Source organism: Arcanobacterium sp. (ex Cirak et al. 2026) (assembly GCF_053585065.1).
Genome location: NZ_JBQJCE010000019.1, coordinates 1 through 20,719 on the forward strand (window position 1 = coordinate 1; position 20,719 = coordinate 20,719).

Here is a 20,719-nt window from a genome sequence, read left to right on the forward strand (position 1 = left end):
TTGCTGGGACAGCGACTCCTGTGACTGTTGAGCTCACGACCCCGGGTGGGAATACTGTGAGTGCGACATACACGCCTACCGTTACCGAGAAGCCGGGTAAGCCGGGTAAGCCGGTTGATCCGAAGCCGGGTAAGCCGGGTAAGCCGGTTGATCCGAAGCCGGGTAAGCCGGGTAAGCCGGTTGATCCAAAGCCAGGTAAGCCGAGTAAGCCAGCTCCGCAAACCCCTGAGGCGAACAAGTCTCATAAGGGTTCTTTGCCGATGACGGGTTCTTCAGCACTGACCGCACTGGGAGTGGCGTTGGTGCTAGCTGTCGGCGGCTCCACAACAGTAGTTGCAGTCCGCCGTCGCAACAAGGCCTGAATCAGTGACATGGTTCAGTGTTGAAAGCGCGCTGTAGAGGAAACTCTTAACGCCTTTCATCCGGGGGCGCAGATTTACGTATAAATCTGCGCCCCCGTCTTCTTCTCTTAATTCCATCTTCTTTAGAGGATGCCTGAAACGTATAAACGGATATCGTCGGAAATTTCTGGTTCAATTCCACGAATTTCTCCTAGACTCATCCGGAGTTAAGAATGCTGAGCGTGTTCTACATGAATGTTCTTGTCAGCTAACCGGGTGAGTACGAACCTGCCGAACGCTTCATCGCCCCCCTACTCGATGCAATCGACGAAGCTGCGGGGATAATTGAATCTGGCGATATCGTTGACCAGCACGATGATCGGTTTTTGCTACTCATCGTGCTGAAGATTTGGTGTGTGCATGAGTGAAGGAACCCTCGTCACACAAACCTAGCGTAACGAGGGTTCCTTCATGGTAGGGGTGTGAATTCGATCTACACCGGAACAAGTGCTTTGTGAACGTTAGTTGTGTGTCGCCAGAGCTCCCGCGAAGGTCGGTGTCAGAGGAAGTTGAGGCATCAGCATACACTGTGCTGCATGGTACACGTCTGGCTTTCCTGGCCAGGTGACTCCCGATGGCCGATTGTTGCGATCGAGTTCGTGGATCCACTTGCCAGGTTCTTCGATGAGATATTCGCGAGCGAAATCGATAAAGGTGTGGAACTTCTGGCGCATAGCGTCGAGCTGTTCCTGATCGCCGGATTCTTCAGCGTAAGTGGCAAAGGCTGCGGCTGCTCCAATCCCTTCGCAGATCGTCCAGTGCATCCGTTCGTGGACAACTGCCTTGCCTTCGAAGTCCGTTGTGTAGACGATGCCAGGCTTGCCATCGGTATCCCACCCGTCCACTAACGCCTGAGTAAACAAGCAATACGCGAGGTTCGGAAGGGAATCGACGAAGTCGTGTAGCTCCGGCGCGAGTTCGAACTGAGCGTGCTGAACCGCTGCCCAGAAATGGAGTGCAAGACGTGACCATTCGATTCCGTGTCCCGGTGTTAGGCCAAATGGGCGGAATGGGTCTGCAGGACGATTTTCATTGAAGTCCTTGATGAGATTCCACTGTGAATCAAAATGCTCGGGGATGCGCCAACCGATTTTCTCTGCTTCGCCTAAGACGAACGTCAAGATTGAGCCAGCTTTTTCAAGCCAACGGGGATCAGCAGTTGCGTCCCAGGCCGCGAGTGAGGCCTCCAGGGTATGCATGTTCGCATTCGCGCCACGGTAGTCCTCGGTGGAAGTAAATTCGCGATCCCAGGATTCGCGAACCAGTCCGAACTGTGGCTCCCACAGATACTTTTCATGAATGTCTCTTGCACGATCGTAGAGTTCTTGTGCCCCTTCGAGGCCAACTTGTAGGCCGGAGGAAGCGGCGAGTAGAACGAAAGCGTGGGCATAGGAGAGTTTACGTGCGCCGTCGTTGCCAAGTGGCTGGGCAGTAGAAAGCGAAATTGCGTTGAAGAACCCACCATTTTCGTGATCCTGGAAATGTGTCAGGAGTGAGGAAATGCCATGTGCGGCATAATCGCGTGCTGTTTCGTTACCACGCAAAGTTGCCAGACAGAAAACGTGAGTCATGCGGCAGTTAATCCATAGTTGTAAACCGGCTGCTTTATCGGCGTCGCCGTTCGCATCCATGGTAGTGAAGCCGTATTCGGTGCGGCTCTTTTTTGCGAATTCCACGAGAGCGTCAAATTCGCTGTCCATCTGGGACAACAGAGTGTCATTGAGTTTCATAATGCTTCCTTGCATGTAGAGAGGGCTTGGATCGCCATTTCAAGCATAGCAAAACCGGTTTAGTGCTGAAAGCCACTCAGCCGCGAATGACCTGGAGTTCGGCGGTATTTTCCCTGTCAAAAGGGAACATTGGTCTGCGAATATGATGGTGCCCCAGTCGCACAATGTCTTGATCCACGCCGCCGGGAGTGAGTGCGAGAATCCAGTCGCCTGCTGCTTTATGGAGATCAGGTTCAAGGTAGCCCATCTTCACAATGACAATGTCAACGGCGGAGACATCTAAGCCGAGTCGCGCAAACTGCTCATGCTGTCCGTATTGATTGCGCTCGGAAGAGACGATGACATCAAGTCCGCCCACGCGCAAGACCGCAGTAACGCCTCCGATGGGATCCTCCACAAGCGCACAAACGGCGGCATCGAGAGCCACTGGGGGAGCGAGGCGGTCAATTTTCCCACCAAGTTCCACGTGAATCCTCCCGCCGACGCCGCTCGCTTGAGCTGCCTGGACTGCTGCCGGATCGACGATTGAAGCAAGAATTGCGCTGGTGTGTCCCGAAGAAATTTCAGGACGCGCGAGCGCGGCAGCCAATGTCACTGTGACATCGTCAGCGCCTCCGGCGCCTGGATTATCTCCTGAATCTGAGATGAAAAACGGTCGAGGGACATGCGGTGAACAGGCTGTTTCCAGCGCGGACTCGATTGACGCAGTAGGTGCGACAAATTCAAACTCTTCGCGCGCGTCCCACACATCCTGAGCAATTGCGAGCGCAATCTCGCCGACGTCGGCGTAACTTTGGTCAGCATTCTCGCCATAGACGCCGATTGCGGCGCTGCAGCGAGGTTGATCTGCCCAGGCGAAACCGATCCAAAAGGCTGCGTCGATGATGCCAGGGAGCGTGGCGGCCTCGGCAACTTCGTCGTATAGTCGGGAGGCGGGTTGCATTCGAGTTGAGGTTTTTTCGCCAGGAAGCAAAATTGGTACGTGGACGAGGGCTTTCGCAGGCTTGCCACGCCCCGAGCGAAGCCGCTCAACGAGAGTACGTGCGGCACGTTCGCGGGTCACCCACGCATCTTCGTGAGGAGCCATACGATAGCACGTGAGAATGTCAGTATGGTGGAATAGTGTTTCGGAAACGTTTCCGTGTAGATCCATGCACGCTCCCACCAGCGGGGTCGGACCGATAACCTCGCGAATCGCTGTGATCAGATCGCCTTCGGCGTCGTTGAGTCCGATGACGGACATTGCCCCGTGGATATCGAAGAAAATGCCATCGAGTTTTCCATGTCCGCCTTGTTCGTCTGTGTTTTCTTTCCTTAATCCAGCGCAGATTTCACTCTTCCAGGATTCGTATATCTCCCGCTCGACGGGGCCGCCCGGTAACGCTGCTGCGTGCAAGATAGGCACCCACTCGACGCCGTCTTCCCACTCGCGCACCCCTTCGGCGTCGCGATCGACCCCGCCAAGGTGTTCAGGGACGCATTGTGCCATCGGAACTGGATCGTAGGTGATAAAAGGGTAGCGCTCGAGGAGCTCATCACCTCGTCGAACTCGGAAGTCTGCTTCTGTGGAGACATAAGGCGTGAAAGTGGACGATTCAATATGAATTCCGCAAATTGCGATGCGCATGTGCTCTCCTTTGACACAAGGGCTGATACTCCAACGATACGCGTCTTTGCAGATATGCGAGAGTGAGAAGCATGGGGTGGTGCGAACAGTAGAATGGGACAGCTGGTTGTGCAGCATTGACAAAGGAGCAAAGATGCTAGAAGTGATTGCGCTTGATGCGCGTGATGGTGTAGCCGCCCAAGCGGGTGGAGCGGCGCGAGTTGAACTCGTGGGAACGATGGCTGACGGTGGTTTGTCCGCAACTGCTGAACAGGTGCGGCAATTCCGGGCGCACTGTGATTTGCCAATCCGTGCGATGCTACGTGATCAGGGTGGTTTTTCCGCAGGCGACGTCGATGCGCTTGCAGACCGTGGAGCTGCTCTGATCGACGCTGGGGTAGAGGCTCTTGTGCTGGGATACCTGGCCGGGGGAGAACTCGATACGGTGTTGATCAGCGAAATTGCTCACCGTGCGGGAGCTCAGGAGATAACTATTCACCGTGCTATCGATTCAGCGAGTGACTATATGCGTGCATGGGGACGAGTGATGGACTTTGAGGATGTGGCTGAAGATGCGCGCGTGACGACTGTGTTGACGTCAGGTTCTGAGCAAGGTGTAGGAGTGGGGATGGAAAATCTTCTTCAAGCTGCTCGGCTCAATGGTGTCGCCGACATGATCATGGCCGGAGGAGGTTTAAAACTTGATCACATTGCGCCTCTTCGTCAAGCAGGCGTGCGGATGTTCCACGTGGGGTCAGCAGTACGTGAATCTTGGCATATGCCAGTGGATGAAGAACAAGTAAAAATTTGGGTGAGTGCCGTGAACGGCGAATAACCATGTGTGTATGGGGTGGGTGTGCATGGAACTGAGCCCACGCACACCCACCCTTGAGGGGAATAATGTTTAGTTGTGAGTTGATGAGCGTCGATGAGCAAGCATAGCTCCGCCGAGAACCAGCAACACTGAGAGGCCGAGCGGAAGTGTCAGAGTAGCTCCCGTGGTTGGCAGGGCGGTATTCTGCGCGGATTTAGTGGAGGATGGGTGCGTTGGTGTTTGGGTCACCTTGCCACCAGACTGTGGATGAGTTTCCTTGTCAGGTGTCCCTGTGGGATCTGTGTCCTTTGGTGCAGGTGACTGTGAATCTTCGGTATCTTGCGTGGGCGTGGGCGAGACTTTTGGAGTGTGCTCGTTGAGATACTCTTTGACCCCTGGGCACTGACCGACGTAGTCGATATCAAAGTTGCGGTAGTAGATTCCGTAGTCCTTGTACCCATCCTTGCTTCCGTCTTCGGTCAGCATACCAATGCGGCCATCGTGCTGGATAGCAATCGTGATGTAACCGGTTGTGCCTTCATTAAAGACCTTCTTCTGAGTCCAGGACGTGCCGTCATCACAGGAAAGGTAGATCGTGCCTTTTGAGCGGTCGTTGTTTTCATTTTTTGTATTGCGTTCGGTAATTGCTGCTGACCCGGCGTAGAGCAGTACTTTTGCAGCGGGGTTCTCTGGTGTAGCCAGAGGGAATGCGCGAATAATCTGCCCGTTGGTCTTCCCCTCTTTCACATCGGGCATTTGGGTGACTTTATTCCATGTAAATCCTCCATCGCTAGAAAGAGCTTGCCAACGATGCGCTTGTGGATTATCGGATACTCCGTCATAATTGCCCGGCCCTTTGACGTTTCGTGAGGTCAGCAGGAGATCACCATTTGAAAGCTCCACCACCTTGTTTTCATCCATTTCCGTACCGATAGGCTGGCCTGCTTGCCACGTCTTTCCGTGGTCTTTCGAAATAAGCGAGAATGCGCGCTGTGCAGTATTGTCTTGACGCGTAAACTGTTGGATCAGCCAACCTGAATGTTTGGGATGAGTGAGTTGGATTCCTTGTCCGGAAGAGGCAAATCGCCAATCGGCTTGTTGATCCGCAGTTACTGAACGTGTCATGATCTCGCTTGTCCATGTTTTGCCGTCGTCACTGGACTTTGACACTTCTACCTGCACGATATCGCGATTATCGTGATCATTTCCTTTCTGCGACTCCTGGAGACCGGCACGATATGACCGCACATGGAAATTAAAAATGGTGCCGGTTTCCCAATCCACTACATAGGAAGGATCGGAACAGCCAGAAATCTTCTCACGATCTCCAGATGCAACACCTTCACAAATGTAGCCATCAGGCTCCCATGTTTTGCCGTTATTCTTCGAGCGGTATTGCATGATGTAGTTCGGATTTGGCGAATCTTCGCCATTCTTCCATTTGCGTGTGCCGAGGAGTTTCAGCCAGTTTTCTCCGTTGAATCCTGTCGGTGAATACTTTTTCCCAGTATCACCGACGCTGAGGGGCCGTTCATCGAATGCCGCGAGTAAGTCTCCTCCGGGCGTGGCTGTCAATGCAGGAATTCGGTACCATGCCTTGTTGGCTTGATCGCGTTCTTTAAGGGTGATCTTCTGATCGTTGCTCGTTATTGTTGCGCCGAGATCAAATTTGGCTGACGGCTGCGTTGCTCGTTGCGGCTTTTCGTTCTGTTTCTTGAGCGCTCGTGTGTGTGCCGACGAATCAGAATGTGAGGTGTGATGGTCATCTGCAACCGCATGAGTGGCGGGTAAAGCGACAAAATTGCCAATGACCAATGCGCTTGTTGCGAGTGCTGCATAGGTGAACTTCGAGAATGTTCGACTTTTCATGTGGGTGAATGTCTCCTTTTGAATACGGCACCATTGCCGTGAGCTTGTCGGCGTCAGTGCCGACAACTGAGTGTTTCAGTGTTCCACATTATGTCAGCGAATTTGTCAGATGTCTATCAAATGCTTATAGACATAGGTGCATACTTCTGGCCATCATTATGTATCATCTTTCGAAATAGATGTATGGGGTGTAGTCAACAACCACACCCCATACTATGAAACCGTTTCTTTACTTCACGGCGTCAAATTCCTCTGCGGTCGCATATGAGGTTTGTGTACCCAGTTTAGTGACGGAATTAGCGGCATACTTGTTTGCCATTCTCATCGACGCCTCCACATCTGCAGTGGCAACTAAATGGTGGGAGAAGCAACCGATGAAGGCATCTCCTGCACCTGTCGTATCGCGTGCATCAACCGTTTCACCTTCGATCATGACTTCGCCCGACTCGCTGATCCATATGGCACCGCGAGAGCCAAGCGTGACGATGACGTTCTTCATCCCGGCGTCCAGCAAAGCGGAGGCCGCATTTCGAATATCATCAAGAGTCTCCACTGGCATTCCTGTCAGGAGTGACAACTCTGATTCATTAGGCATGAAATAAGTGGCATCCTTGACTTTCTCAAGAACAAGATCAGGTGCGGCAGGCGCAGGGTTAAGTAACACAGGGATATTGTGTTGTTTTCCGAACTCGATCGCGTAGTACACCGTTTCCAGGGGAACTTCGAGCTGAAGGACGATGAGCTTGCACGCCGCGATATCGTCTCCAGCGGCATCAATATCGGCAGGGGAGAGCTGTGCATTGGCACCCTTGACAATGATGATCGAATTATGTGATTCAGGGTCGACGAAGATTGGTGCTACACCTGAGGTTGCCTCGGTACGCAAGACGTATCGTGTATCGATACCATTCGCCTCGAAATTTGCAATCGTGTTGTCAGCAAACATGTCATTGCCGACGCGGGTCACCATGAGAACTTCGGAGCCGACGCGTGCGGCAGCAACGGCTTGGTTGGCACCTTTTCCTCCGCAACCGAGCTTGAAATCTGGCGCTTCGATTGTCTCGCCTTCTTTAGGCATACGGTGGATATAGGAAATGAGATCCACCATATTTGATCCGATAACAGCGATATCCATCTCAGTCCTCCTTGATTCCTGTTGTCACATCAAACCTACGCGTTGCACCGGCCTCAAGCATGATCAGTGTTCCTGCTTTTTGTGCTGCAAGGAATCCTTCCGGACGTGAAGTCCCTGGTAGAACAAACGCTGCGACTTGCTGATCTGGATTGTAGAGAACCCAACGGGTAGCTGTAGAGAATTCGTTGGTCGAGAAGCGCGTCATGAAGGTCACACCATCAGGGTTAGTGAGTTCGAACGTGGCAACCGGACCGTACTGTGCGAGATCGTCAGCAAGATACACAATTTCTGGGTCGAACTCGGTTGCGGCTGACAGGTCATGTGAATCAATTTCTCCGGCCAGGATCGCCTCGTTGATTTTAGTCCAGCGCTCGGTTGGTGTCACGTGAGCCGGAATTGTCCGTCGTAGCTGGAAGGCTCCGTCAGGAAGTGATTCACTCATGACCCCGTCGGGGACGAATGCATAATTCATGTGGCACATGTACTGTAACGGCATGGGAGCATATTCGGAAAGATTGGTGACTTCCATACCAATGTGGAATTGTGGGGATCCAGCTTCGATAGTGAGGGAAGGACGCGCACGGTAGTGATGTCCAAAGCCCATGGTGTACTCATACTCGGAGACGACGCGCACTTGATCGCCGTCGATCTCTAACCATGCGTGATCCATGGGGGCGGTTGCAAACTCGCCGTGAAGCATATGCGTGTCCTCAGGGGAAGGAACGCCGGCGGCAAGAAGACCTGAGTGGAAAGCGAAACAACCGTAGGTTTCCACGATTTCGTGTGCTGGCTCTGGTTCGGTGAACATGTTTTTCATGCGCAATGAACGCCCGTCAAACTCTGCATCCCAGATGATCTGCCCCATGAACGGCAGGACTTCGACGTGTCCGCGAGAATTTGCGATTGTCAACGATTCGATGCCTTTTCGATACTTCTTTGTGCTGATACGGATTTCGCCGGTTTCAACACAAAGAGTTTCGTGTGTATGAAATTGTGCTTTGTCAAGATGAATAGTCAGCATTTTCTTCTCCTTACTTCGTTAAGTTGGAAGCAGCGCGGCTGACTTTGTACTGGCGTAAGAAGTACACCAGAACGGCCGCGAAGCAGATAAGAGAAACAATGAAAGCGAACTGCATGGATCCGGTCTTGTCTGAAACGAGGCCTTGGATCACGGGAACCACTGCTCCACCGATAATGGACATTACGATCACCGCGCCACCGGTTTCGGTGTGGCGTTTATCTTCAATCGCGTCGAGGGTTCGAGCGTAGATCGTTGCCCAGCACGGGCCAAAAAGCCCCGAGGTGAGAATTGCAAACCAGACGGCGACAATCGACGGGATCGTGATCACTGCAGCGAGGGCAGCGACGCCGGCGATTGAGTATCCGATGAGGACAAGATCTTCGTTGAATCGTGTCATGAGGATATTGGCAAACACCTTACCAAGGAAGAAGGCGACGAATGCCCAGATCATGAAGTTGGATGCCGTGCGCTCATTGAGAGACGAATCGAGGTTAAGAGCGAGCCGAATTGTGAATGACCACACCGCAGTCTGCATTCCGACGTAAAGGAACTGAGTGAAAATTCCTTCACGGAAACGCGAGTTGTGAGCGAGGTAGGACAGGGTTTCTCCGATGCTTGCCTTGAGCTCTTGAGTGCCGCGCACAGGCTTGCAATGTGGGAATTGGGTAATAGCGACGAGGATCAGCAAAATCGCAAGAACGATAATGATGAATCGGTACGGTCCAAGTGTTCGCCCGAGCGCTTCGGAAACGAATGCCGTGCGCTCGTCGCCACTCAAACCCTGGATCTGCTTGTGGAGCGCTTCGCCGTCGGTGAAGACGAGCCACTTTCCAAGCAGCACACCGAAAATCGACCCAAGAGGGTAGAAGGTCTGAGAAATATTCAGACGTAAGGTTGCAAGTCGACGTGGGCCGGCCATTGTGGAGTAGGTGTTACACGACGTCTCAAGGAAAGACAGACCGGTTGCGATAGCGAAGAGTGCTACCAAGAACACGGAATACGTTGCTACTCGCGAAGCGGGGAAGAAGAGTGTGCAACCGATGATGTAGAAACACAAGCCGATCAGGATGCCGCTCTTGTAGCTCCACTTGCGGATGACGCGTGACGCAGGGATCGCCAACACGAAGTATCCACCGTAGAACGCCGACTGGACGAATGCCGAAGCGAAATCTGACAGGTCAAAAACCGATTTGAACTGGGTGATCAAAATGTCATTCATCGAGGCTGCCGCGCCCCACATAGGGAAGCAGATCGAGAGCAGAATGTATTGGAAAATTGGCGTGCGGTCAAGGTAGCCGTCGGGAAGCTGACGGGCGGGGTCTGCGATTAATCCCCACGACGTATTTTTGACGCCAGGTTCAATGTGAGCACTCACGTTGGTACACCTCATTCTTTCAGTGAAGCGGACTCGTTCGACGCGTCTTCGCGTGATGACGAGCTAATGCACCATGAAACTCCGTCGTTCGTGGTGTGACACCCAAGTTACCGGGGACACAACTGCAGCGGAAGAGTAGTGAAATTTGGGGGTGTCTCAGATAAAAGAGCGTGTTATTAGCAATTGAGAGCTATATGTTTGTGAGAAAAAGGAAAACGTCGCGAAGTTGGCGCTAAGGTGCTCACCTGGCACATTTGTGCCACACAATGTTCATCACGGTAACTGAGCCACTAACGTAGCGGTTGCCGAATCGATCACCAAACGGTTCACATAACCGTTTTCTAAAGCTGCTCGAATGACATCAGCCTTTGACTGTCCGCCAGCAACAAGGATCTTTTGTTCCTTTGCCCGAAGATCGGGCAAAGAGATTCCCAAGGTACGATTGTTGAAATCCGGGGAACAGATACGTCCTCGCGAATCAACAAAGCGTGTACAGATATCACCCACGGAGCGGTCGAAGATTGCGCCTCGTTCAACGTCGGACATTTTGGTGCGTTCAAGCAACGAGCGATTCGTCGACAGATCGCCGGTAGTGTAGACGACGATACGAGCCTGCGTTGCTGCATGGATCACCCGACGCACACGAGGATCAGACATTAACTGATTGAGTCCGCCCACCGAATCCATAAAAGTGGGAGCGCCAAATCGCATGTATTCGGCATCAAATGCGCCAGCAATCCGCTCTAACGTTGTCAATCCGGCCATATGATCTGGATCGGACAATCCATTGGACATCTGCACGATTTTGACATTCTTTCGAGCCGTCGGCGCTAGATAATCAGCAACGGCGCTCAGGGTACGTGAGGGAACGACGCCGATGACATCGCCGTCGCGAACAAGACGGGTGAGTAGCTTAGCGCCGGTTGCACCGAGTGCTGCTCTCAGCGCTGACGGAGAAGGATCTGCTGGCGACACGAGAACAACATCGAGGAGCTGGTAACGAGTCACGAGTGTTTGGATGAGCGATTCGTCGTGATCGCGAGGATCCATCACGACGATCTTAACGAACCCACGGCGTTTGGCATGGGCGAGAAGTTTTGACACTGTCGGCCGTGCAACGTGGAGCTTAGTTGCTACCTCAGCTTGTGTCAGACCAGAGTAATAGAGCTTTGCGGCGTCCAAAGCATGAATATCGTGGGCAGTCAGCGGTTCGTTCATCATGTCCAATGTACGATCTTTTTCGTCCTACCGGGAGATTTACGAAAATTCCCAGGAAATGTGGCCGTTAGTCCGGTGCCCGATTACAGATCGAACCGCAGTCATTCACCTGCAATGAAGCACACCTCGGTACAGGGTGAAACATCGTCGTCCATATAATGATACAGGAGCGAAAGCTTGTCGCTGTGCTTCTAGCATAGCCATACGCAGCGCCCGCGCGTTGCACGTACCTAATACCCACACCAGCGCGAGGTATGGCCGAAGAAAGATGCGAGGTATGGCCGAAGAAAGAAAAGAGGAAATGATGCCTGCAACGTCACTCAAGCGTGGACTGACGTCTGCCCAAGTGTCCATGATTGGTCTATCGGGAGCGCTCGGCACTGGCCTATTTCTCGGCTCAGGTTCCGTGATCGCATTTGCAGGCCCTTCCACCATCCTCTCTTATATGTTTGCTGGATTACTTGCGCTCGCAGTGGTGTGGGCTCTGGCTGAAATGGTGACTGTTCACCCCGTAGCTGGGGGCTATGGCACGGTATCATCCTCCTACGTCGGACGTTTGGCAGGCTATGTAGCGCGCTGGAACTTCACAGTCACTTTTGCTGTGGCCATGGGAGCAGAGGTCACGGCTACTGCCACATACATTCGCTGGTGGTTTCCCTCAGTTCCACTTTGGGCAGGGACACTTGGCTGCGCACTCTTCATCGTCATTTTGAATATCGCATCGGTGAACTTATACGGGAGTTCTGAATACTGGTTCTCGATGATCAAAGTGGTTGCGATCGTTGCCTTCATTCTCCTCGCCTTGGCGTTAATCCTTGGAATGGTTCCTGGGCATCAGGCAATTGGATTGCACCACCTCACTGCCCACGGAGGCTTCGCACCCTCTGGCATGACGGGTATCCTCGCAGCGACCTGCATTGCTGTTTTCTCATTCGGGGGAGTGGAGAACGTTTCGGTCACTGCAGCAGAATCGGCCGACCCGCGCCACGATATCCCACATGCAGCTGGCAATATGATCTACCGACTTATTATCTTCTACCTCTTGGCAATCGGCGTTGTTCTGACACTGCAACCCTGGAATGAAACCGCTGCAGGTTCGGGCGCTCTGGAAGAGTCGCCATTCGTCACAGTGCTTGCCCTTACTGGCATTAGCTCGGGTGCGCACATCTTGAACGCTATCTTGATTGTGGCAGCGCTTTCCGCCGCAAACGGTTTGCTTTACTCATCCTCGCGAATGTTGCATTCGCTTGCCATCGACGGCGAAGCTCCCGCTGTTCTTGCACGTACAAGCGCCAATGGTTCACCACGCTACGCTGTGCTCAGTGCGGCACTGACAATGGGAATGGCAGCGGTTCTTGCGCTCGTATCGCCAGATCGTGCTTTTCTCTACCTCACAGGTGTAGCGACGGTCGGAATCCTCATTACATGGGTACTGACGATGGTGACACATCTGAAGTTCCGTAGTGCGCGCAAAGCTGCGGGTGCATGGCTACCTGCACACCGGTTGCGAGCCGCACCCGTAGTCAACATCCTCGTGATTGCCGCGTCAGTTGCCATCTTCATTGCTCTCTTCTGGCTGATGCCTGTGGCATGGTATGCCGGCATTCCCTACATTGTGGCGCTCATTGCTTCATATGCGTTGGTTGCACGCGGTGAACTCTATCCAACTCCTGACCTGCTCGCCGACGAGATGGCGCATTCTCGGCCTGACGTCCCCGCTATGTAGAATACGTCTGGCTCGGCGGCGCCAGAGCCGGTTCCTTTTGATGCTCAATGGTTGCACTGCCGAGTGAGAGTGCTGAAACCAGCTATGCTGGAAGCCGCATACGAAAAACAGAAGGAGTCGGCAGCCAATGCCAGTTGCAGATAAAATCGGTTTCCGCACCAAACCTCGGCGCACTCCAGCTCCGCTCAATACACCGGTGCTGGTGGCCTCGGCGTTGGTCATTGCGGCGATTACGGCGTGGACAATTATTGCTCCTCATGGCGCAGGACAGGCCTTGGGGGCTGCGACAGCTTGGATTGCCACATGGTTTGGTTGGTTCTATGTAGCGTTGGCCGGCATCATTGTGGTGTTTGTGTTCTGGTTGGCGTTTTCACGCTACGGCATGATGAAACTTGGCCCGCAAAACTCTAAGCCGCAATTCTCTTTACCTACATGGGCGGCCATGCTGTTCGCTGCAGGAATTGGCACCGATCTCATGTTCTTCTCGGTAGCCGAACCAGTCACGCAATACCTTGCCCCGCCACATGGTCATGCCGAAACGGTTGAAGCTGCGCGCGAAGCCACGGTGTGGACTCTCTTCCACTATGGACTTACAGGATGGGCAATGTACGCTCTCATGGGGATCGCCCTGGGCTACTTCGCCTACCGACGAGGAAAACCACTGGCAGTTCGATCAGCACTCTATCCCTTCCTAGGCAACCGTGTACACGGGCTAGCGGGGGACCTCGTTGACGCGGCAGCTATCTTGGGTACCATCTTCGGTGTTGCTACCACCTTGGGTATCGGAGTTGTCCAGATCAACGTTGGCCTACAGATTCTTTTCGGTATCGAGGTACACCTGGTACCGCAGATCGTTCTTGCTGCGATCGCTATCTTTCTCGCTGCGATCTCCGCATGGTCAGGTGTGGCAAAAGGCATCCGAGTCCTCTCTCAACTCAATGTCTTCGGTGCGCTCGCGCTCGCGGCATGGGTTCTTTTTACCGGGGATACCCCGTTTTTGCTAAACGCGATGGTGATGAATATCGGAGATTTGGTCTCCGGCTTCGGTTCGATGGCACTTGAGACTTTCGCCTTCAGTGGTGGCTCTGCTTGGATGGCTACCTGGACTTTGTTCTTTTGGGCCTGGTGGATCGCATGGGCAAGCTTTGTCGGAATGTTCTTAGCGCGCATCTCGCGTGGACGCACGATTCGCGAATTTGTCTTCGGCTGTCTTCTTCTTCCACTGGTCTATGTAGTGATGTGGGTGTCGATTTTCGGTAACGCAGCGCTCGAAAAAGTTCGTGATTCCGAAGCTGGACATGCTTGGGGTGAAGCGACAGTCAACAGCCCCGAGTTCGGTTTCTACACGCTTTTGCAGGATTATCCGTTACCATTCATCGTGGTGGCTCTCGCAACCTGCGTTGCTTTCCTCTTCTACGTGACCTCCGCCGACTCCGGTGCTTTAGTGATGGCAAATCTTTCGTCCCGTCTTCCCGATGCGGAGACAGATGGACGTACCTCCGTCAAGCTTTTGTGGGCGATCCTGACGGGGGCATTAACGATCGGTATGCTTGCTGTGGGAGGAATCCCCGCCTTGCAAAGCGCCACGATTGTCATGGGCTTACCGTTTGCTTTTGTCATGGTGGGAGTCATGATTTCGATGGTGAGAGCGCTTCGTGAGGATTCAATTTCCGAAAAGTCGCGTGAGCGTTCTGCCCGTAATGTTCCTACTGGTGGCCCGTCCACTCTTACCTGGCGTGAACGAGTCGCATGGCGATTTGGCGAGATCACTCCGTGGCAGGCCGTGAGGTTCATGAATGATGTCGCTCAACCAGCTCTTGAGAAACTTGCCGCAGAGATTCCCGGAGGCGCTGTCGTCGAACGGGGTGATGAGGATGCCATTACCGACTTGCCTGAAGACCGTCACGTCTATGACCGTTTGAAATTTACGGTCTATACCGAGTCTGACGATTTTGTTTACCGTATTCTCGCCGTCGCTGTTCCCAAGCCGATTTACGGTTTCCATGTAGCTACGGAAGATGACTATTACACTCGCCTCGAAGTTCATACCGATGAGCAGGATCAAGATTATGATGTCATGGGCTACACAGCTGAGGGTCTTATCCACGATGTCCTCGATCATCTCGATCGTCACCAAGATTATCTGCGAATCCGTGGAGATGGAATGCGTAAAGGTGCTCTGAAAGAAGCCGCTAAAGAGGCTAGGCGTGAAGAGCGCCGAGAGGTGTGGGCAGAACGTCGTGACGCCCTCGTCGGGAAGCTTGAAAAGATCGAGGAACGGCTCGAAGAACGCAAAGAACGCAAGGAACGCGAAAAGGACCGTTAAGTCAACGTGACGATACTGTCTAGAAGTCGAAGCAGTGTCTTGTCAGAGGGAACGTTGAGCACAATTGTGGGGTGCCAGGGGAGTGAGCATAAGAGTGCTGCGGTCTTCGTCAACGTAGGAAAATTGCGGTTCTTTTGGGCCACCTCCCCTCCGGGGGGGGGGAGCAGGGGGGCAATGACGCGCGAAAAGGCGTCGGCGATGAGCGCTCAGCTAACCATCTCAATCCGCGATCATCGAGAGTGTGGAATATAAATTGTCTGACTCACGTTCCACCGACGAACGCGATGAGATTGCATCAGCCAAAGAAAGGAACATCGATGTTTGACAACTTGACTGATAAGAACGGTCACCCTGTAGAGATGAAGTTCGATGACGAGGGTCACAATATTTTGCTTTTTGTGGACGGGCAGCCCGCAGGAGAACTGGAGTTTTGGGATAACGGCGATGAGCGTCTCTTCCCGCATACTGGCGTACGTGAAGAATTTGAAGGCCGTGGCCTGGGAACCCTCCTGATTAAACAAGGGCTTGAGATTGCGAACGAAGAAGGCAAGACCGCGGTGGCGATCTGCCCGATGGTGAAGCATTACCTCAGCAAGAACGGCGAATCCTATGAAAATGAGGGTGGCAAGTTCCGCATGGGTTCTGGCGCTGAAATTATGGAGTTGTGGAAGGAACTCGGCATCAACGAGTGATCACCAGTGCGTGAACGGGGGGTGGCCGGTTTTTCCCGGCCACCCCGCGTGGCTCAGTGGCGACGTGCATCGATGAGTTGTGCGATTGTCATCTGTCCTGGTGCCGACGCTGATGCCCCAGCAACGAAGGTGGCACAGCTTGCGTAGTGCTCGGGGTAGATTCGGCTATGGGTTCCTAATGGCCCCATTCCGATGGCAATGATTCGGTCAACTCCACGTTGTTGGGCACTGTGTGCGCCGATTTTCAGTGCCTCAAGGTCAGCATCGGATTGTGGCATCACTGCAATTTTTGCAATATCAGCTCCGTGTTGTGCTATGGCTAGCAAACGTTCAGTAATTTCGGATGTGTGTGGAGTCGAAGAAAAGTCGTGCCATGATCCAATGATTTCGCAGTTGAGTCTCTTCAGGGTTGTCAAGAGTTGCTCGACGGCGGGGGCGGGGCCGTGCCAGTCCGGTGTCCATTCGTTCTCGGAAAACATCTCGACGTCGACGGCGTCGGCAATTCCATTGGAGGCGACGCTGAGCATGAGATCGGCATAGTCGAGCGGATCGATGTCTTTTTGGCCACCTTGCGCTGCAGTTCGAAATGTTGCCAAAATTGGAACTGCAGTGGTGTCACGCAAAGCGCGCCCGGCTTCCAGATAAGCATCCATACTAGTGGCGTTGAGCGCATCCATCCGCCATTCAATCCAATCGGCGCCTGTCGCCGCGACAATTTCGTCCTCAATATCAGTCAGTGTTGTGAACATGACTGGGACAATGGTTCTCGCGTGTTGAGATGTTTCGACTGGTGAATCATGCATGATCATGTGTGCAATGGTAGCTTTCTCAAATAATCAGACTTCTCTGTGTCGTGCATGTCGGGGACTGCGTGTTCGCATCGGTGTTCCTGGCAGGTGATCGCTGGTGTCATTCTGAGCCTGACGCAAATTGTCCAATACGATGTCGGTAGGCATTTCTTCACCCGTAAAGAGGGAAAACGCCTCAGCACCCTGTTCCACCAGCATCCGGAGTCCGTTTTCGGCACGTATTCCTCGATCACGTGCATCTCGCAGTAGTCGTGTCTGGGATGGAGCGTAAATGGTGTCCATGATGAAAAGATCGCCAGGGAGCTTGTCGATATTCTTCACGGGGGTTTCTTCCGTTTGCGGAGTCATCCCAACGCTCGTTGCATTCACAAGAGCAACGCAGCCGCTAATCTCTGTCTCCCATGTTGAACTCAACGGAAGAACGTTTGCTCGTGCTCCCGCGGCTTCAATGTCTCGCGCGAGTGTAAGGGCGGCGCAAGCGGATCGGTTGATGATGTGAATCAGGCGAGCGCCGTCGAGAGCTGCCTGGATTGCGATAGCGCGTGCCGTACCTCCTGCGCCGAGTACAGCAAGGTCGTTGCCACAAACTGTCACCCGATTCGCGGTAAGTGCACGGATTGCGCCGATTCCGTCTGTGTTGTGTGCTGTCAGTTGGCCACCGAGATTCACGATCGTATTTGTTGCGCCGATAATTTTGGCGGCTCGCGACGTGACATCAGCTAGTGTCAATCCGTGCTGCTTGTGTGGCATCGAAAGATTCCATCCCCGTGCTCCCATCGCGACGAGACCCGTTGTTGCTGCGGCAAGATCTGTGACGTCGAACGCCATGTAATGGACGTCTGTTCCGGTCAACTGTGCTGCGAGGTTGTGCATCCGTGGGGAGAGTGAGTGCCCTGCCGGGTGAGCAAGAAGAGCGAGAAGTTGCGTCACGGTTACCTGCTTTCTTTCCAACTCCTTCCCTATTGTGTCAGTGGAACCTGAATTTTTCCTCAGATTCCGTATCTCTCGACATTGGTGCGGTGAGCGTCGCTAACGTCAGTGGCGTGTAAAACGAGGTGTGCATCTCAACAATTTGTATAACTATCCCTATAGGCGTATATTCTTCCGAGGAAAGAATTTACGAGAACGGAGACCCCTCATGAAAAAGATTTTCGGCACCACCGCAGTCGCACTCACTCTCGCTCTGACTGCGTGTGGTGGAAACGTGACTGAGGGCGCATCGAGCGCACCGGCGTCGTCAAACAGCGGAACAACAATTCCTCAACCCACTGATCTTTCAGACCTCAAGAAGGTTGATGAACTCGCAGCGCTTGTGCCGGATGCTGTGAAGGCAGACGGCAAGCTCACCAACGGAGCTGAACTCACATACGCACCAGGTGAATTTTATGCACCCGATGGCACCACGCAACTGGGCTACGACATCGATCTCACCAAGGCACTTGCCACGGTACTTGGCCTGGAACCAGAAACTCAAGCCTCGAAGTTTGATGCAATTATTCCTGCGATTGGCACGAAGTATGAGGTCGGCCTCTCGGCGTTCAATATCAGCCCCGAACGTCAGAAGGTTGTGAATATGGTTCAGTATTTCCAAAACGGTTCGCGCTACTCTGTGGCTAAGGGAAACCCAAAGAACTTCGATCCGTCCAACCCATGTGGAGCTGTCATTGGTGTGCAAACAGGTACTGCACAAGATGACGCCCTCGAAGCTCTGAATAAGGACAAATGCGCATCGAAGCCAATCACTATCCAGAAACAAGATGAACAAGCACGTGTGACTCTGGCCCTTGCGGGTGGACAAATTGACGCGATGTACACCGACGGATCAGTGGCCGATTACGCTGGAAAGCTGACATCCGGAAAGACTGAAATCATTGGCGACTTCATGGATAAGGCCGGAATGGGTGTTGCTGTATCCAAGGATGATCCGAAGCTCACCGAAGCTATCCAGAAAGCGATGCAGTATCTGATGGATCACGGCTACGTAAAGAAGATTTTCAACAACTGGGGAATTACGGAAGGTATTGAGAGCACAGCAACTGTCAACCCAGAAAACTGAGTGACACCCAGTCGCTCCCGGCGCTTCGGCGTCGGTGAGCGACTTCGTGCATTTCAGCGCACAAATTGTCAGTCACTCATACAGTTGCCACAACAAAAATAGAGTAGAGAGATGGAAACAAAATTGATTGAAGCAGTGCCAGTGCGGCACTGGGGCCGGTGGATTTCGGCAGTAGTCGTGGGGCTAATCGCCGTTGGCGTGGTCTACCAAGTGGTAGTGAATCCGAATTTCCACTGGGACATCGTTGCCGCAAACTTGCTTGCACCAGACATTTTCCGTGCCGTCGGATTCACGCTTGCGCTGACAGCGGGCTCAATGATCCTTGGAGTTATTCTCGCCGTCTCGATGGCCGTGATGCGTCGGAGCGAAAATCCCGTACTGCGCAGTGTGGCAACCTTCTATATTTGGTTTTTCCGTGGCACCCCAATCTATACCCAACTGATTTTCTGGGGGTTAATGGGAACTCTGTGGCCCACCATGACCTTCGGAATTCCGTTCACACATATCGAATTTTTCACCATCACGCCAGGCAATCTCTTCGGGGGATTAAATGCCACAATGTTTTTCTACGCTCTGATTGGCTTGGGCGTGAACGAAGGCGCCTATTTGGCTGAAATCGTACGGTCTGGCCTCAACTCCGTTGATGCCGGCCAAGAAGAAGCCGCAAAAGCACTCGGCATGTCCTCGAAGCAGGTCCTTCGCAGAATTGTGCTGCCGCAGGCAATGCGCGTGATTGTCCCGCCGACGGGAAACGAGACAATTTCGATGCTGAAGACAACCTCGTTGGTCACCGCTGTCCCGCTGACACTTGAACTGACGGCAATCACTTCAGCAAAGGGATCTTCCTCATTTCTTCCTGTCCCATTCTTGCTGGTTGCGGCATCATGGTATCTAGTCATCACATCGATTTTGATGATTGGACAGTACTACCTTGAACGTTACTTCGGACGTGGAGCTTCGCGTGATGGTCTCAAAGTGAGCCGCAAAGCTCACGCCGCCGCCAAAATTTCTCGCCAAGCAGCCATTACAGCGGCCCGAACCACCAATGACGATCCGTTCATCGAGTACACCCCCTGAGATGAGAAAAGAGAAGACACACATGACGAATGCAGTTCACGTGGACAATGTTCACAAATTCTTTGGGGAACTCCACGTACTCAAAGGAGTTTCTTTTGACGTTCCTGTGGGATCAGTGACCGCGATTCTCGGCCCATCTGGTAGCGGAAAGTCAACAATGCTCCGGTGTATCAACTTGCTCGAAACGATCCAAGCTGGCCGCATCGAAGTAGACGGACACCTCATGGGGTACAAAGAGAAGAACGGACAGCTCTATGAGCTCACCTCGCAAGAAGCAGCTGCTCAGCGCGCCAAAATCGGCATGGTGTTCCAGCGCTTCAATCTCTTCCCGCATATGACTGCCCTTGAAAATGTGATGGAAGCCCCTGTCCAAGTGCTCAAAATGCCTAAGGAAAAAGCAAAGGCAGAAGCCCAGGCACTTCTATCACGCGTGGGACTTGAAGATCGTGCTGGCCATTATCCGGCGGAGCTCTCAGGTGGGCAACAACAACGCGTTGCCATTGCGCGCGCGCTCGCGATGCATCCCGATCTGATGCTGTTCGACGAGCCGACATCGGCGCTGGACCCCGAACTCGTGGGAGAGGTGCTTGCTGTGATGCAAGATCTCGCAAAAGAGGGTATGACGATGGTTGTTGTGACCCATGAAATCGGGTTCGCGCGCGAGGTTTCTGACCAGGTGATCTTGATGGACGAGGGACAGATCGTGGAGCTCGGCGCTCCCGAACAAGTCATTGAGAATCCACAACATGAGAGAACTCGTGAGTTCCTTTCAAAAGTGCTGTGAAGATGAATAATGTGGTGGGGGGGGGGGGGGGCGCGGGGCCCCCCCCCAGACAGCGGTAGAGGGAGGTGGGGAGGGTGGGG

Annotated in this window: 17 protein-coding genes; 8 read left to right on the plus strand and 9 right to left on the minus strand. The window is 53.3% G+C overall.

The features are described from left to right. Nucleotides 1–362, plus strand: a 362-nt coding sequence (locus tag ACTOVJ_RS07910) for an LPXTG cell wall anchor domain-containing protein (RefSeq protein WP_449504686.1), incomplete at its 5' end; no start/stop codon positions are given. 500 nt (nucleotides 363–862) lie between these two features. Here ACTOVJ_RS07910 and ACTOVJ_RS07915 read toward each other — a convergent pair. Together ACTOVJ_RS07915 and ACTOVJ_RS07920 are read right to left on the minus strand one after the other, a co-directional pair. After that, complete coding sequence (locus ACTOVJ_RS07915) at nucleotides 863–2,131, minus strand: AGE family epimerase/isomerase (RefSeq protein ID WP_449503555.1); 1,269 nt, start codon at nucleotides 2,129–2,131, stop codon at nucleotides 863–865. Between the two features lie 76 nt (nucleotides 2,132–2,207). Further along, the gene (locus tag ACTOVJ_RS07920) at nucleotides 2,208–3,758 is read right to left on the minus strand and encodes a M81 family metallopeptidase (protein WP_449504213.1); all 1,551 of its coding nucleotides are present in this window, start codon (nucleotides 3,756–3,758) and stop codon (nucleotides 2,208–2,210) included. A gap of 133 nt (nucleotides 3,759–3,891) precedes the next feature. Between ACTOVJ_RS07920 and ACTOVJ_RS07925 the strand changes: the two genes are divergently transcribed. Further along, a complete protein-coding gene (locus tag ACTOVJ_RS07925; RefSeq protein WP_449503557.1) occupies nucleotides 3,892–4,572 on the plus strand; it encodes a copper homeostasis protein CutC in 681 nt (226 codons plus the stop codon). Between the two features lie 69 nt (nucleotides 4,573–4,641). Here ACTOVJ_RS07925 and ACTOVJ_RS07930 read toward each other — a convergent pair whose 3' ends face one another. The 5 genes from ACTOVJ_RS07930 to ACTOVJ_RS07950 form a co-directional block, all read right to left on the minus strand. Beyond that, nucleotides 4,642–6,420: a sialidase family protein gene (locus tag ACTOVJ_RS07930; protein WP_449504212.1), complete on the minus strand. Its 1,779-nt coding sequence runs from the start codon at nucleotides 6,418–6,420 to the stop codon at nucleotides 4,642–4,644. A gap of 229 nt (nucleotides 6,421–6,649) precedes the next feature. After that, entirely contained in the window at nucleotides 6,650–7,555 is a 906-nt protein-coding gene (gene rbsK / locus ACTOVJ_RS07935; protein ID WP_449502537.1) for a ribokinase, read from the minus strand. A 1-nt stretch (nucleotide 7,556) separates the two neighbouring features. Beyond that, nucleotides 7,557–8,576, minus strand: coding sequence for an aldose 1-epimerase family protein (locus tag ACTOVJ_RS07940; protein ID WP_449504211.1), 1,020 nt, complete (start codon nucleotides 8,574–8,576; stop codon nucleotides 7,557–7,559). 10 nt (nucleotides 8,577–8,586) lie between these two features. Continuing rightward, nucleotides 8,587–9,951: an L-fucose:H+ symporter permease gene (gene fucP / locus ACTOVJ_RS07945; protein ID WP_449504210.1), complete on the minus strand. Its 1,365-nt coding sequence runs from the start codon at nucleotides 9,949–9,951 to the stop codon at nucleotides 8,587–8,589. A 273-nt stretch (nucleotides 9,952–10,224) separates the two neighbouring features. After that, nucleotides 10,225–11,172, minus strand: a complete 948-nt coding sequence (locus ACTOVJ_RS07950) for a sugar-binding transcriptional regulator (protein ID WP_449504687.1) — start codon at nucleotides 11,170–11,172, stop codon at nucleotides 10,225–10,227. A gap of 274 nt (nucleotides 11,173–11,446) precedes the next feature. Here ACTOVJ_RS07950 and ACTOVJ_RS07955 point away from each other — a divergent pair, with 274 nt between their 5' ends. The 3 genes from ACTOVJ_RS07955 to ACTOVJ_RS07965 all read left to right on the plus strand — a co-directional run bounded on the left by ACTOVJ_RS07955 (nucleotide 11,447) and on the right by ACTOVJ_RS07965 (nucleotide 15,913). Next, a complete protein-coding gene (locus ACTOVJ_RS07955) occupies nucleotides 11,447–12,895 on the plus strand; it encodes an amino acid permease (protein ID WP_449504209.1) in 1,449 nt (482 codons plus the stop codon). Nucleotides 12,896–13,022: 127 nt separating this feature from the next. Then, nucleotides 13,023–15,221: a choline BCCT transporter BetT gene (gene betT, locus ACTOVJ_RS07960; RefSeq protein ID WP_449502532.1), complete on the plus strand. Its 2,199-nt coding sequence runs from the start codon at nucleotides 13,023–13,025 to the stop codon at nucleotides 15,219–15,221. A 317-nt stretch (nucleotides 15,222–15,538) separates the two neighbouring features. Beyond that, nucleotides 15,539–15,913, plus strand: coding sequence for a GNAT family N-acetyltransferase (locus ACTOVJ_RS07965; protein WP_449502531.1), 375 nt, complete (start codon nucleotides 15,539–15,541; stop codon nucleotides 15,911–15,913). A gap of 53 nt (nucleotides 15,914–15,966) precedes the next feature. Here ACTOVJ_RS07965 and aroD read toward each other — a convergent pair whose 3' ends face one another. Together aroD and ACTOVJ_RS07975 are read right to left on the minus strand one after the other, a co-directional pair. Beyond that, entirely contained in the window at nucleotides 15,967–16,722 is a 756-nt protein-coding gene (aroD, locus tag ACTOVJ_RS07970) for a type I 3-dehydroquinate dehydratase (RefSeq protein WP_449504688.1), read from the minus strand. 27 nt (nucleotides 16,723–16,749) lie between these two features. Then, the gene (locus ACTOVJ_RS07975; RefSeq protein WP_449504208.1) at nucleotides 16,750–17,673 is read right to left on the minus strand and encodes a shikimate dehydrogenase family protein; all 924 of its coding nucleotides are present in this window, start codon (nucleotides 17,671–17,673) and stop codon (nucleotides 16,750–16,752) included. Between the two features lie 187 nt (nucleotides 17,674–17,860). Here ACTOVJ_RS07975 and ACTOVJ_RS07980 point away from each other — a divergent pair, with 187 nt between their 5' ends. The 3 genes from ACTOVJ_RS07980 (at nucleotide 17,861) to ACTOVJ_RS07990 (ending at nucleotide 20,639) form a co-directional block, all read left to right on the plus strand. Continuing rightward, nucleotides 17,861–18,778, plus strand: a complete 918-nt coding sequence (locus ACTOVJ_RS07980; RefSeq protein WP_449502529.1) for an ABC transporter substrate-binding protein — start codon at nucleotides 17,861–17,863, stop codon at nucleotides 18,776–18,778. 111 nt (nucleotides 18,779–18,889) lie between these two features. Further along, complete coding sequence (locus tag ACTOVJ_RS07985; protein ID WP_449504207.1) at nucleotides 18,890–19,855, plus strand: amino acid ABC transporter permease; 966 nt, start codon at nucleotides 18,890–18,892, stop codon at nucleotides 19,853–19,855. Nucleotides 19,856–19,877: 22 nt separating this feature from the next. Then, a complete protein-coding gene (locus ACTOVJ_RS07990; RefSeq protein WP_449502527.1) occupies nucleotides 19,878–20,639 on the plus strand; it encodes an amino acid ABC transporter ATP-binding protein in 762 nt (253 codons plus the stop codon). Nucleotides 20,640–20,719: the final 80 nt, after the last annotated feature.